Annotated in this window: 13 protein-coding genes and 1 pseudogene; 4 read left to right on the top strand and 10 right to left on the bottom strand. The window is 62.7% G+C overall.

The window, feature by feature from the left end; genetic code table 11:
- Positions 1 to 42: 42 nt before the first annotated feature.
- Entirely contained in the window at positions 43 to 459 is a 417-nt protein-coding gene (locus NTU39_RS20850) for a VOC family protein (protein WP_039400783.1), read from the bottom strand.
- Positions 456 to 932, bottom strand: a complete 477-nt coding sequence (locus NTU39_RS20845; RefSeq protein ID WP_246184554.1) for a helix-turn-helix transcriptional regulator — start codon at positions 930 to 932, stop codon at positions 456 to 458. The genes NTU39_RS20850 and NTU39_RS20845 overlap by 4 nt, the downstream gene beginning before the upstream one ends.
- 203 nt (positions 933 to 1,135) lie before the next feature.
- Between NTU39_RS20845 and NTU39_RS20840 the strand changes: the two genes are divergently transcribed.
- Positions 1,136 to 1,543 carry a helix-turn-helix domain-containing protein gene (locus tag NTU39_RS20840; RefSeq protein WP_246184553.1) on the top strand — a complete coding sequence of 136 codons (408 nt, stop codon included), beginning with the start codon at positions 1,136 to 1,138 and terminating at the stop codon, positions 1,541 to 1,543.
- A gap of 59 nt (positions 1,544 to 1,602) precedes the next feature.
- A complete protein-coding gene (locus NTU39_RS20835) occupies positions 1,603 to 2,931 on the top strand; it encodes a type II toxin-antitoxin system HipA family toxin (RefSeq protein ID WP_257958464.1) in 1,329 nt (442 codons plus the stop codon).
- Positions 2,932 to 2,949: 18 nt separating this feature from the next.
- On the opposite strand, the gene NTU39_RS20830 is transcribed toward NTU39_RS20835, so the two are convergent.
- Positions 2,950 to 4,269: an autotransporter strand-loop-strand O-heptosyltransferase gene (locus NTU39_RS20830; RefSeq protein ID WP_257958463.1), complete on the bottom strand. Its 1,320-nt coding sequence runs from the start codon at positions 4,267 to 4,269 to the stop codon at positions 2,950 to 2,952.
- 124 nt (positions 4,270 to 4,393) lie between these two features.
- Positions 4,394 to 5,356, bottom strand: a complete 963-nt coding sequence (locus tag NTU39_RS20825; protein ID WP_150664578.1) for a LysR family transcriptional regulator — start codon at positions 5,354 to 5,356, stop codon at positions 4,394 to 4,396.
- A gap of 216 nt (positions 5,357 to 5,572) precedes the next feature.
- Between NTU39_RS20825 and NTU39_RS20820 the strand changes: the two genes are divergently transcribed.
- The gene (locus NTU39_RS20820) at positions 5,573 to 7,861 is read left to right on the top strand and encodes an NADP-dependent malic enzyme (protein WP_150664326.1); all 2,289 of its coding nucleotides are present in this window, start codon (positions 5,573 to 5,575) and stop codon (positions 7,859 to 7,861) included.
- Between the two features lie 222 nt (positions 7,862 to 8,083).
- Here the strand turns inward: NTU39_RS20820 and NTU39_RS20815 are convergent.
- From NTU39_RS20815 to NTU39_RS20795, 5 genes and pseudogenes are all read right to left on the bottom strand, one after another.
- Positions 8,084 to 8,720: pseudogene (locus NTU39_RS20815) on the bottom strand (amino acid ABC transporter permease); the annotation flags it as partial.
- A 58-nt stretch (positions 8,721 to 8,778) separates the two neighbouring features.
- On the bottom strand, positions 8,779 to 9,501 hold the full coding sequence (locus NTU39_RS20810) for an amino acid ABC transporter permease (RefSeq protein WP_257958462.1): 723 nt from the start codon (positions 9,499 to 9,501) through the stop codon (positions 8,779 to 8,781).
- Positions 9,498 to 10,343 (bottom strand): ABC transporter substrate-binding protein, encoded by an 846-nt coding sequence (locus NTU39_RS20805; protein ID WP_257958461.1) that lies wholly within the window; start codon positions 10,341 to 10,343, stop codon positions 9,498 to 9,500. The genes NTU39_RS20810 and NTU39_RS20805 overlap by 4 nt, the downstream gene beginning before the upstream one ends.
- 162 nt (positions 10,344 to 10,505) lie before the next feature.
- Complete coding sequence (locus NTU39_RS20800) at positions 10,506 to 10,901, bottom strand: YXWGXW repeat-containing protein (RefSeq protein WP_150664322.1); 396 nt, start codon at positions 10,899 to 10,901, stop codon at positions 10,506 to 10,508.
- A gap of 177 nt (positions 10,902 to 11,078) precedes the next feature.
- A complete protein-coding gene (locus NTU39_RS20795; RefSeq protein ID WP_150576296.1) occupies positions 11,079 to 11,480 on the bottom strand; it encodes a tautomerase family protein in 402 nt (133 codons plus the stop codon).
- A 122-nt stretch (positions 11,481 to 11,602) separates the two neighbouring features.
- Between NTU39_RS20795 and NTU39_RS20790 the strand changes: the two genes are divergently transcribed.
- Entirely contained in the window at positions 11,603 to 12,526 is a 924-nt protein-coding gene (locus NTU39_RS20790) for a LysR family transcriptional regulator (RefSeq protein WP_150664321.1), read from the top strand.
- On the opposite strand, the gene NTU39_RS20785 is transcribed toward NTU39_RS20790, so the two are convergent.
- The gene (locus NTU39_RS20785; protein ID WP_257958460.1) at positions 12,513 to 13,382 is read right to left on the bottom strand and encodes an MBL fold metallo-hydrolase; all 870 of its coding nucleotides are present in this window, start codon (positions 13,380 to 13,382) and stop codon (positions 12,513 to 12,515) included. The genes NTU39_RS20790 and NTU39_RS20785 overlap by 14 nt on opposite strands.
- Between the last annotated feature and the right edge of the window lie 90 nt (positions 13,383 to 13,472).

Raw genomic sequence — 13,472 nt, 5'->3', positions numbered from 1 at the left:
GGTGTGGCGGCGCATGTATTTCACGTTGCCTGCGTCACTTCCTTACTTCGCTTCTTTCGGCGGCTGAATCATCTTCCAGCCGTTGCCCGCCGGATCCCGGAAACCGGCATCGACGCTGCCGTAACGGTCCACCGGTTCTTGCGTGAATTCCACGCCTTTCTCCTTCAGGCGCGCGTAGTGCGCGCGGCAGTCGGCCACGTAGAGCACGAGCGGCGGCATGGCGCCCTTGGCGACCATGGCGCGCAGCGTCTGCGCGGTGGCGTCGTCGTGAATCGGTGCGCCGGGCGCAAACAGGCCGAGCTGGAACGCGGGCTGATCGGGATGCTGCACCGTCAGCCAACGGTACGGGCCGTTGCGTACATCGGTGTGAACGCGAAAACCGAGCTTGTCGACATAGAACGCGAGTGCTTCGTCCTGATCGTCGACATACAGCCCCACCACGCCAATTCCTTCGTTCATAAGACCTCCTCGTTGGTTGATGGAGGGACTTTACCGTCGGCCATGCGGCGGCGCTTCTCCAAAACTGCGATGTTGAGATCAGGCCGCTGGGCCGCCTTCAGGACGCAGCCCGGAACCTGATCGAGTGGCGTGCCGTTGGCCTGCGCCTGCTCGCGAAATTCGCCAGGGCTCTGTCCGGTGATGTCGCGAAAGATCCGTCCGAAGGTGCCGATGCTTTCCCAGCCGGTCGCGAAGGCGATTTCCGTGATGTTGAAGTCGGTATCGCGCAGGAGCGTGCTGGCCTGTTCGATGCGCCGGGTCAGCAGATAGCGATGCGGGGGGAGTCCGAAGGCCTGTTTGAACGACCGGGAGAAGTGCGCCTCGGACGTGCCACTGACCTCTGCCAGCCGCTTGACGGGCCACGCCTCATGCGATGCGGCATCCATACGGTCCTTGGCGCGCAGTAAGCGGCGAAGCAGTGCGGGTGACTGCATAGGGATGGCCGCGGCAGGGGCTTGGGGTGTGTCAGAGGCTTGGCTGCGTGCTTTAGCGGGCATAAGGGCTGACGGCGCAGGGACGGTGTGGGTAGTGTAGGCCCAACGTATGGCGCATCGCACGCATTGCACCAAAACAGGCATGCGGATGATCGTAAAATCGATCTTTGAGTCGTTAATGTTCGATTTAACGAGCATTCACTTTGTTGATTTTTCCGGAATTGCTCGTAAAATCACTCTTTGAGTCTGTAAGGAGCGATTTTACGAACATGAAAACTTCTCAAAGCAGCTCGCTTACGTCGGCGCAACTTACCGAAGCCTCGAAACTCGGCCAGTTGCTTGCTCGCCTGCGCACCGCTCGTCGGGTAAAGCAGGTCGATGCGGCGATCCGTGCGGGCTTATCACGCAATACCGTATATCGAATGGAACACGGCGATCCAGGGATTGCCTTTGGTCAAATCCTGCGTTACCTCGACGCCATCGCGCCAGGCACGACGCTCGGCGATCTGTATGCTGAATCGGATCCTGCACTTGCAATGCTGCGCGTGCGGGAGCAGACGAAGCGTGTGCGCGACATGTCGTCTTCGGAGCTCGATGCCCTCGACTTCTGACGCCTGAGCAAAACCGCTAACGTCTTCAGCAACTTATCTCGAACGAAGGGGCGCGATGCATGGCAGAGGTGACCACACGGTTGATTGTTTTTTCGCATTTGGCGCAAGGGTGGGCACCGTGCGGTCAACTGGACCTGACCGAGTCCGGCGCAACATTGATGGCCTCGACGTTTGCGTATGGTCTGAAATATCTCAAACGAAAAGACGCCGTTGAGGTAGACCCGGTCAGCCTCGGCACAGGCGACTCCAACCTCGTCACTGGTAAGCGGCTGTTTCCCGTGAATCGCCTGACGTCATTTGGTGGTGTACGCGACGCAGCGCCTGACGCATGGGGGCGTAGAGTCATCGAGTCCAAACTCAAAGCGCCTGCGAACAGTCTTGCCGAGTCCGTGTATCTGCTGCACGCTGGCAGCGAGCGCGTTGGTGCACTGGATGTGCGTCGAGCGTTGAATGATCCGCCTACCGCTGGCGTGACGGGTGTGCAATCGCTGTCGCATCTGATCGAGGCGGCCGAACGAATAGAAGCGGGCGTACCGGTGCCAGCACATCTCGACGCCATTTTTGCAGACGGTTCTGCACTAGGCGGAGCACGACCGAAAGCTTCAGTTCGGGACGAAGAAGGCGCACTCTGGCTAGCGAAATTCCCTAGCCGTGGCGATTCCATCAATGTGCCAGCGCTTGAATGCGCAACGCTCAAGCTCGGCGCACACATCGGACTGTCTGTTCCGGACGTCGTCACTCGCAATATCGGAGACCGGCAGATCATGATGATTCGCCGCTTCAACCGTTTCTGGACGAATCCCGAGAGCGGTCTCGTCTCGGCGTCACCCGGTGAGGGACGAATCGAGCGGCGTATGCCGTTCGTCAGTGGGCTGACGCTGTTGGCGTGCGACGAGATGGAGTCACACGCCAAGTCTTATCCGGAAATTGCCGATGCCATTCGTCGCTATTGTCATCCGAGCGTTGTCCGGCAGAACAACACAGAGCTGTTCCAGCGCATGATCTTCAACATCTTCGTGAGTAACGACGACGATCATCTGCGCAATCACGGATTCCTAAGGGATGCACAGATCGGTGGTTGGCGATTAAGCCCCCTATATGACGTCATGCCACGAGCCAGCATGGCGGAAGAGAGACTCTTACATCTCGGTGTGGGTCCTCAGGGACGTCTTGCAACGCTTGATAATGCGCTGGAAGCCCACGAGCGCTTTACGCTGTCGCGACGCGATGCCTGTCGACTAATTGATCGGGTTTGGCGAGACGTCCGGGAGTGGCGAGTCCACTTCGAAGCCTTTGGTGTCGGTGCTGATGATATCGACCGTATTGCGCCCGCATTTCGACATATCGACGCCATTTCCAGCGCGGCCTTGCGCAAAGCGTTGGTCTGACTCGCTGATCTCTTTTAACTATCCCGTCAATCCCGGCATCCGATCCACCGCCGACAACACCGCTTCCGGTGTAATCGCCGTCGTGCATTCGAAGGCGCGTTCCGTGCCCTTGTGGCGCGGGCAGAAGTGGAAGTCGTCGTGGTTGTAGCGGATGGCGGGGTCGTGCCAGCAGCCGGTGCAGACGTCGGGGTTGATCACGCGGTACGGCGTCGCGAACTCGTTGTGCGGCAGGGTGAAGCCGGAGATCAGGACCGTCGGCGTGTTCATCGTCCACGCCAGCCACGACAGGCCGCTCGACAAGCCGATGAAGGCGCTCGCATGCATCAGCCAGCGCGCCCGTTCGGTCAGCGGCAGGTCGCCCGTCGCATCGATGGCCCCCTCGGGGATCGACTGCCAGAAATCGTTCTTGCCGTAGCGCGGCTTCTGATCGACGCACACGACCTGAAAGCCACGCTCGCGTAGGCCTGCAACGACGGCGTCCCATCCCCCGGGGTGGTTCCAGTATTTGCACTGCGCCGTACTTTGCACGGCGATGCACACATAGGGCTCGGTCATCGGACGCGACACGTCCGGCAACGCCGTCTTCGCGCGTGCTTGCGCGTCGTCGACGCCGAGAATGTGCGCGGCCGTACGGTGCAGTCCCGTCTCGCGAAAGTCGCGAGGTTGCTGGATGAACTCCTTATCGTCGAAGAACAGGCCGATGTTGTAGGTCGCGTAGTACTTGCGCCGCTCCACCTTGTCCTGTGCAACGAATTCGACGTCGGGATGCGCGTCGCGGAACAGCGCGGCCACCGCTGGCGTAACCACGCACGCCAGTCGACAGCCATGCACGTCCTTGAAGCGCAAGGCATACGGTATCCATCCCAACACATCGCCCAGGGCCGCCAGCGGAATCTGGATCAGCACGTCCTGATCGCGGAGGTCGAAGCGATGCTCGAAGACCACCACGTCGTTCAGCCAGATCGTGATGCCATACGGCACGTAGTACTTTGCCGGGCTGCGCACCACGCCCGACGACAGCGAGACTTCCGTGAGCGTGCTGTCGTCGCGCAAATCGCTGATGCGCACGCGCCACGGCAGCGGCTGACCGAAGTCGGGGATGACCACGCGCGCGCCGTCGTTGAAGTCGAAGCGCAGCCCCGCCGGGCCGACCTGCGTGGGCAGCAGCGCCGGGGCCAGAAAGATCTGTTGCGGAGACGCGGCGAACGGGGTGACGGGCGGCGTGATGGGCGGCGTGGTAGGCGGCGTGGTGGGCGGCGTGACAAGCGGCGTCCCCGCCGATGCGGGGTTGGCCGATGTCGCGGTGTTCTGAGGGGAGAGGGGGACGGCGTCGTTCATGGGTCACACGATACGACGGACACAAATCGGGCAATCGTGCGGGAAACGAGCCGAAAAGGCTTCATTTCCCGAAATTCGCCGGTTTTGACGGCAAAGGGACTTTCAATGCCTTTCCGGCACCGGCTCAGGCCGTCCCCGCCATCAACTGATACTGAGTGCGCAGCGCCTGCGTAAAGAGCCGGTGCGTCTCCCGCGGGTTCTCGCGGCGGGTGAACATGGCCACGGGCGGCAGTGTCCACGTGAGCGACCACGGCACGATGGCTACGCCCGCGATGCGAACCAGTTCCTCGGCGATATCGGCCGGTAGCAGCGACACGGCGCGCTCGCTGCTGGCCAGCAGTTCGCCCGTCAACCGGGACGAAAAGCTCTCCACCACAGGCACCGGCGGCACCACCCCGGCATGCAGGAACAGGTCGGAGAGTTGGTCGCGCATCGGCGTATTCGGCGCGCCCATCACCCAGTCGAGTTCTGCCAGTTGCGCCCACACCGGGGCGCTGCGCCCCAGCCGGGCCGCCAGACGACGGCTTGCCACCACGCGTGGGGCCTGATGGTGCAGCACTTCGAACTGCACTTGCGTGACGTCGACGTTCGCTGCCGCGCGGGCGATCACCACGTCTAGCGTGTGGTCGCGCAATTGCGCCATCAGCGACTCGCTCGTGCCTTCATGCAGCGTGACGGTCAGGCGTTGGGGAATCTGGGCCAGCGTCTGCTGGATGGCGGCGGAGAGGGTCTTGCCGGAGATGTACGGGATCACACCGACTTGAAGGCGGGCAGCATGCCCGGCCATGACGGCTTCGATATCGCGGGTCAGGTGGTCGAGATCGTGGACCATTGCCTGTGCGCGGGCCAGCACGACGTCGCCAAGCGGTGTCGGCGTCATGCCGCGCGGGGTGCGGTCGAAGAGCGGGCCGCCCAGCATGCTTTCCAGCTCGGCCAGCGCGCTGGTCACGGCGGGCTGGCTCGTCGCCATGTGCTCGGCCACGCGCGTGAGCGAGCCGTGCTGCTGAATCTGCAACAACAGCACGAGATGACGCATCTTGAGCCGGGTCGTCAGCCGCCGGACTACTTCCCCCGTATCGAAAGGCACCGCCACCATCTGTCCTGAATCCTCTGAAACCCCCGATGTTCGGGGCTTATATGGAAAATATGATGCCCCCATAGTAATTCAGAATCGCCCCCCGCTGGCGGCTCCCTAGAATGGGCTCACCTCTATGCGCTCAGGTCGACAGCCGTCATCAGAACGGTTCGCCGCGCAAAACAGAGTGAGACACAAGTTCAGAGAACCTACGAGGACGACATTGCCATGAGCAACAGCAACGATCACCAGGCCGCCCTGGAGTATCACCAGTTCCCGACACCGGGCAAGATCTCCGTGACGGCCAGCAAGCCGCTCGTCACCCAGCGCGATCTGGCGCTCGCCTACACCCCGGGCGTCGCTATCCCGTGTCAGGAAATCGCGGCCGACCCGTCGGCTTCGTTCAAGTACACCGGCCGTGGCAACCTCGTTGGCGTGATCACCAACGGCTCCGCCGTGCTCGGTCTGGGCAACATCGGCGCGCTCGCCTCCAAGCCGGTCATGGAAGGCAAGGCCGTCCTCTTCAAGAAATTCGCTGGCATCGATGTGTTCGACATCGAAGTGACCGAGAGCGACCCCGACAAGCTGGTCGACATCATCGCCAGCCTCGAAGCCACCTTCGGCGGCATCAACCTCGAAGACATCAAGGCACCGGAGTGCTTCACCGTCGAGCGCAAGCTGCGCGAGCGCATGAAGATCCCGGTCTTCCACGACGACCAGCACGGCACCGCCATCACCGTGAGCGCCGCGTTCATCAACGGCCTGAAGGTCGTGGGTAAGGACATCCGCGAAGTGAAGGTCGTGACGTCGGGCGCAGGTGCGGCGGCTCTCGCCTGCCTGGACCTCATGATCGACCTCGGACTGCCGCTCGAGAATATCTGGGCGACGGATATCGACGGCGTGGTGTTCGAAGGCCGCACGGTCGGCATGGACCCGGACAAGGCGCGTTTCGCTCAGAAGACCGACAAGCGCACGCTCGCGGAAGTGATCGACGGCGCCGATGTGTTCCTCGGCCTGTCCGCCGGTGGCGTGCTCAAGCCGGAAATGCTCAAGAACATGGCCGCACGTCCGCTGATTCTGGCGCTGGCCAACCCGACCCCGGAAATCTTCCCGGAAGACGCTCGCGCCGCCCGTGAAGACGTGGTGCTCGCGACCGGTCGTTCGGACTTCCCGAACCAGGTCAACAACGTGCTGTGCTTCCCGTACATCTTCCGCGGTGCGCTCGATGTGGGCGCCACCACCATCACGCGCAACATGGAAATCGCCGCTGTGCACGCGATTGCCGGTCTGGCGCAGGAAGAACTGAACGACTCCGTCGCCAATGCTTATGGCGCTTACGACCTGTCGTTCGGGCCGGAATACCTGATTCCGAAGCCTTTCGACTCGCGTTTGATCGTGCGTATTGCCCCGGCCGTGGCGCGCGCTGCAATGGAAGACGGCGTGGCCACGCGTCCGATCACCGACTTCGACGCTTACGCCGACCAGTTGCAGCAGTTCGTGTACCACTCGGGTGCGTTCATGAAGCCGATCTTCTCGGCCGCAAAGCAACTCGTGCGTGACGGCGGCAAGTCGCGCATCGTATTCGCCGAGGGCGAAGAAGAGCGCGTGCTGCGTGCCGTGCAGGTGATCGTCGACGAGAAGCTGGCGCGCCCGATTCTGGTCGGTCGTCCGGAAGTGCTGCTCGCCCGCATCGAAAAGTTCGGTCTGCGTCTGCGTCTGGGTGAAGACGTCGAAGTCACCAACCCGTACTACGACGAGCGCTTCCACCAGTATTGGACCAGCTACTGGGAACTGCGTTGCCGCGACGGCATCACCAAGGAAATGGCGCGTGTCGAGATGCGTCGTCGTCTCACGCTGATCGGCGCGATGATGGTGCGTCTGGGCGACGCCGACGGCATGATCTGCGGCACGGTGGGGGCCTATCACGACCACCTGCGCTTCGTCGATGAAGTCATCGGCAAGCAGCCGGGCGCGAACACCTACGCCGCGATGAACATCCTGCTGCTCGACAAGCGCACGGTGGCACTGGTCGACACGCACGTGAACGACGATCCGACGGCTGAGCAAATCACCGAGTTCACGTTGGCGGCTGCCAAGCAGATGACGCGTCTGAACCTGAACCCGAAGGTCGCGCTGCTCTCACGCTCGAACTTCGGCTCGGGTAGTGCGGCGTCGGGCACGAAGATGCGCCGTGTGCTGGAGATGGTGACGGCGCAAGCGCCGGATCTGGAGATCGACGGCGAAATGCACGGCGACTGCGCGCTCGACGAAGGTCTGCGCAGCCGTATCCTGCCGCAGTCGAAACTCAAAGGTGCTGCCAACCTGCTGGTGTGCCCGAACGTCGACTCCGGCAACATCGCCTACAACCTGCTGAAGACGGGCGCGGGCAGCAACGTCGCCGTCGGCCCGTTCCTGCTGGGCGTGGGCGCACCGGTCAACGTGCTGACGTCCAGCTCGACCGTGCGACGCATCATCAACATGACGGCCCTGACCGTCATCCAGGCCAATCGCGACTGAAGTCCACCCGGCGTCGATGCTCCGGCAGTTGTTCCGGGGCGCGCCGCCGGTCGCGATGCGCCAGACGGCTTAGCCGTCGAGTGACTCTTGCAAGCCCCGGCGGGGTCGGCAACCGTATCGATACGATGCGCTGCCAGCCCCGCCGGGGTTTTGCTTTTGCGTCGTCCGGATCGCTGGCTTGCGGTTGCAGAGGTTTGCCGAGCAGCGTCGTGCAAAGCCATTCGAGTGCGGTGCACATCACGAAGTAGATCAGCGCGACGAACGCGAACACTTCCGCCGGGTAGACCATCAACCGGCTGTTCACCTGAGTGGCGACGAACGACAACTCAGCCACGCCGACGATGTACGCGAGTGAGGTGTCCTTCACCAGCGAAATCCACTGATTGACGAACGACGGCGTCATGATGCGTAGCGCCTGCGGCAGCACGACGTGGTGCAACGTCTGCACGCGCGTGAGGCCGAGCGACATGCCTGCCTGCCATTGCGCCGTGCCCACGCCACGAATCCCCGCGTAGACCGTGTGCGAGAGATATGCGCCGCCGATCAGCGCGAGCGCGCACGCCACAGTGGCGAGCCCGGGCACGTCGACCCCGAAGAGGATCGGCAGCAGAAAGTACGTCCAGAAGATCAGCATCAGCACCGGAATGGCGCGAAAGAAGCCGATCACGAAAGTCAGCACCCAGCGCGCCGGGCCGCCGAGCATTGCGAGTGCGATGCCGCCCGCCAGACCCAGGACACCGGACGCCACGGCGCTCACCGTGGCGAGTACCAGCGTGAGCGCGGCACCGGAGAGCGGGCCGTCGGGGAAGTCGCCCCAAAGCAGGTAGGGCAGGTTGTCGAAGACGGCGGAGAAATTCATGAGGACGTCCGGGAGGTCGCTGGCGTCGGGTGCGGTGGGATCAGCGAAATCAGCGAAATCAGCGTGAAGGGGCGGTGGCGTGACGATGCGTCGTAACCATGCTCACGGCTTCGATCAGCGCAATCGCACCGACGTAAAGCAGCGTGGCAATGCCGAACGCCTGAAACGTCTTGAACGTTTCCGTCTCGACCTGACGCGAGGCATACGAGAGTTCCGCGAGGCCGATCGCCATCGTCAGCGAAGAGTTCTTCACCACGTTCATGTATTGCCCGAACAACGGCGGCATCGCAATGCGCACCGCCTGCGGCAGCACGACATGACGGAAGATCGCGAAGCGGTTCAGGCCGAGCGCGGCGGCCGCGTGCGTTTGTCCGGCAGGCACCCCGCGCAGACCCGCGCGAATCTCTTCGCCGATGAACGCCGTGGTGTAAAGCGTGAGGCCCACGAAGCCCGCGAGCGTTTCCAGCGTCGGCCAGCGAATGTCGAACAGCACGACATGCCAGACATGCGCCTGCGAGAGCCATTGCACGGCACTCGCAGGGAGCAGCGCTGCGACGCCGAAGTACCAGAAGAAGAGTTGGACGAGCAGCGGCGTGTTGCGCATCAGCGCAACGTACGCGGTCGCGGGGCGGGCGAACAACGCGCTATGCGAGTTGCGCGCCACGGCCAGCCCGAAGCCGAGCAGCGTCGCCGCCGCGCTGGCCGCGACAGCCAGTGCGACGGTGACGCCGAAGCCCGTGAACAGCCAGTCGAGATACTTCGGAGCGAGCCAGTCCGTCACGCCTTGTCGCCGATCTTGAACAGACGCGGCAACGGCTGGGCCGACTTCGGACCGAACCAGCGGTCGTAGATGTTGGCGGCGGTGCCGTCCTTTTCCAGATCGCGCAGCGTGTCGTTCACGAACGCGGTCAGCCGCGCCTCGCCCTTCGGTACACCCACGCCCATGTAGTCGTTCGAAATCGTGAAGGCAGGGATCTCGTAGTTCTGCTTGTCCGGCACATTGGCGAGCAGGCCGACGAGCTTCGGCCCGTCCTGCGTAATGGCTTGCACGGTGCCCGTACGCAACGCGGCGAAAGCGAACGGTGTGTCGTCGAACGCGACGATGGTCGCTTTCGGGAATTTCTCACGAAGCGTGATTTCGTTCGTCGTGCCCTTGTCGGCACCGATGCGCAGCGCGCTCAACTGATCAGGCGAGGACAGCGTGCCCTTCTTCGCGAGGAACTGCTGGCCCGAGGAAAAATAGGGAATGCTGAAGTCGACCTGCTTGGCGCGTTCGTCCGTGATCGTGAAGTTGGCCAGTACGAGATCGACCTTCTTCGACGTGAGGAACGGAATCCGGTTGGCCGGGTTCGTCGGTTGCAGTTCGAGCTTCACGCCGAGCTTGTCGGCCAGTGCCTTCGCGTAATCGACGTCGAGACCGACGATCTTGTGCGACTTCGCGTCGACGTAGCCGAACGGCGGATTGCTGTCGAACGTTGCGACGCGCAGCACGCCCGCCTTCTTGATGTCGTCGAGCTTGTCGGCGTGCGCGGCGAGCGGTGCGAGGGCTGCGATGCTCAGCAGAGCTGCGGCGATGGAGGAAACGGCGAGACGTGTGCGTGGCTGGCGAATCTTGTTTTGCATGGCCTGTTGGGCTCCGATTATCGTAGGTCGCGGCGGATAGCAGCGAGCGGATGTCTACGATAACGGTGCGCGTACTCGCGCCCAACCAACCGATTTTCCTTAGCAAAACGCCGGCGCTGATAAGCGCCGGCGTTTCGATGCCACGTTTTGAATCAGTAACGATTACCCGTGATAGCGGTCATGATCGTGGTCGTGATCGCCATGGTCGCCGTGGCCGCGATTGTCATGACGGTTCGGGCCGCCGGGGCCACCATGATCCCATCCGCCACGGTTCAGTTCCCAACCATGCGGGCCCTGATGCCAGGCCGGTGCACGGTAGGCGTAACCCGGGCGTGCACGTTCCCAGTGACCGGCGCGCCAGTCGTGACGGTGGCCGTCCCAATCCCAGAAGCCCGGGGCCCAGACGTAACCCGCGCGCGGCGGCGGGACCGGTTCATAACGCGGCGGCGGCGGTGCGCCGATGCTGATGGACACGCCCACCTGAGCGTGAGCCGGTGCTACGGCAAAGCCGCCGAGCGTGGCAGTAACGAGCGCGATGGTCAGAGTCAGTTTTTTCATTTTCGCCCCCTTGCAAGCGAAGTTTTGGTACGCCTTCATCGTACGAGGGGGCGCGTCGGTTACGAAGCTAATAGTCGTAAGAAAATGTTGAAATTGTTTCGTTTCATCCCGCGAAAAGCCGCGTGAACATTAGCTTCGGTGAGATTGACCGTCGGTCGGCTTTGCGCACATTTCCTCTTACAGTGAGGGCGCACGCTGATGCCGGTACTCCTGCGTGCGACCGCCGTAACCATACGCTGCGGCACGCGCGTCGATCACATGGATGTACGAGCACTCGTGCACGTTACCGAGCAGGCCGGACAGCGATTCGAACACCTGCGAAATGAACCGCGCCTTCTCGGCTTTCGTATTCGTTTCGTCCGTCACGCTGATATCCAGATGGAACGCGTTCTTGCCTTGCTCCGAGAGTGGCGCGCCGCCGATGAACCAGCGTTCGTGCGGAATGTAATCGACGGTCACGGCGATGACTTCCGGTGCCTTGTGCAAAGTGTCGACAGTCAGTTGCGAGACGATGCGAACGGCATTGCGCGAGAGCGTGTCGTCGGGCGTGCCGGAGAGTTGCAGGACGATGTGCGGCATGGTGAAGCTCCTTGAGAGTGAGAGTCGGTGCGGTGACAACGACTTCAGTCTAGGGAGATGTTTGACATCGGAAAAGCGGGAATATACGATTCCATCCATCGGTTTCTTTAATGGGTAGGATCATGGCCCCCGGATTCGATTTCGACCAGTTGCGTACTTTTGTGGCGGTCGCCGAGGCTGGCAGTCTGTCGGCAGCGGCACCGCGCGTGTTTCTGTCGCAGTCCTCTGTCAGCGAGCAGATGCGTAAGCTCGAAGAGCGTATCGGCGTGACGCTGTTCACGCGTGGCAAGCAGGGCGTGGCCACGACGCCCGCTGGCGAGCGGTTGCTCGGGCATGCGAGACATCTGCTCGCGCAGTCGGAAAGCGCCTGGCACGACGTGCGTGGCTTTTCGCTCTCGGGAGAGTTGCGGCTGGCGATCACCGACTACTTCCGTCCCGGCGATGTGGCGCGCATGCTCCGGCATCTCGGTGTCGCGTATCCGTCGTTGCGCATCCACGTGACGATTCTGAAAAGCGGCGTGATCGAAAGCGGTTACGACACGGGTGACTTCGACATCGGCTTGTCGATGCGCATTCTTGGCAAGTCGTTGGGGCGCGATGCCGTCGCGGGCACCCGTCCGCTCGGGCGCGAGTCGCTCGATTGGGTGGCGTCTTCGGATTTCGTGCTGGACGCGGATGCGCCGCTACCGCTGCTGGTGCTGCCCGACACGTGCGCGCTGCATCGTTTCACGACGCAATGGCTCGACGAGCAGCAGGTGCCGTACACGATCGCGCATGTGGCGTCGGGCGTCGCGGGCTTGCAACTGGCGTTGAGTGCGGGGTTGGGGGTGGCGTGTCTGAATACGTCGGCGGCGGGGCCGTCGCTTGCCCGCGTCGACAAGTTGATGCCGGGGCGGCGCTTGCCGCCGCTGCCCGAAGCCGAGTTTCATCTGCTTCCGGCGCGGCGTGGCGAGCCCGAGTGGGTGACGCAGGCCCGCGACGCGCTGGCCGAACATCTGACGACGTCTACGTCGCTGACGTCGGCCACGTCGGTTACAACGCGTTGAGCGGAATCTTCAGATAACGCGTGCCGTTCGCCTCCGGCGCAGGCATGTCGCCTGCGCGGATGTTCACCTGTACGGCGGGCAGGATCAGCGTCGGCATGTCGAGCGTGCGGTCGCGTGCTTCGCGCATGGCGACGAAGGCGTCTTCGTCGATGCCGTCATGCACATGGATGTTCGCGCGCCGCTGCTCGCCTACAGTCGTCTGCCAATGCGCCGTGCGCCCGGCGGGCGGATAGTCGTGACACATGTACAGACGCGTCGATTCGGGGAGGGTCAGCAGGCGACGGATCGAGCGGAACAACGTGTGTGCATTTCCGCCGGGGAAATCGCACCGCGCGGTGCCCACGTCGGGCATGAACAGAGTGTCGCCCACGAAGACGGCATCGCCCACCCGGTACGCCATGTCCGCTGGCGTGTGGCCCGGTACGAACATCGCCTCGGCCTGCAATGTGCCGATGGCAAACGTCTCTCCATCCTCGAAAAGATGGTCGAATTGCGAGCCGTCGGGCGGCACGTCCGCGCCCAGATGGAAGAGCTTCTTGAAGACGTGTTGCACGTCGCGGATGTGCGCCCCGATGGCAATGCGCCCGCCCACGCGTTCCTTGAGCCAGCGGGCCGACGACAGATGGTCGGCGTGCGCATGCGTCTCGAGAATCCAGTCGACGATGAGCTTCTGCGCGGCGACGAATTCGAGTACGCGCTCGGCCGAACCGGTGTGCGTGCGGCCCGCCTTGGGATCGTAATCGAGCACAGGGTCGATGATCGCCGCGCGACCGCCGGGCGCATCGAACACGACATAAGTCACCGTAGCGGTGGTCGTGTCGAAAAAGGCTTCGATGTGTGCTGGCGTGGCTGACATGACCGGCTCCTGCAAAAATTTATCAATTCATATATTATAAATCAGTAAAGTGTACGCGCTACGCGTGACATCTTGCGAAAGGGCGCGGCA

Origin of the sequence: Pandoraea commovens (genome assembly GCF_024704525.1) — a bacterium.
Classification (GTDB): Bacteria; Pseudomonadota; Gammaproteobacteria; order Burkholderiales; family Burkholderiaceae; genus Pandoraea; species Pandoraea commovens.
This window is presented reverse-complemented; position numbering and strand designations above follow the sequence as displayed.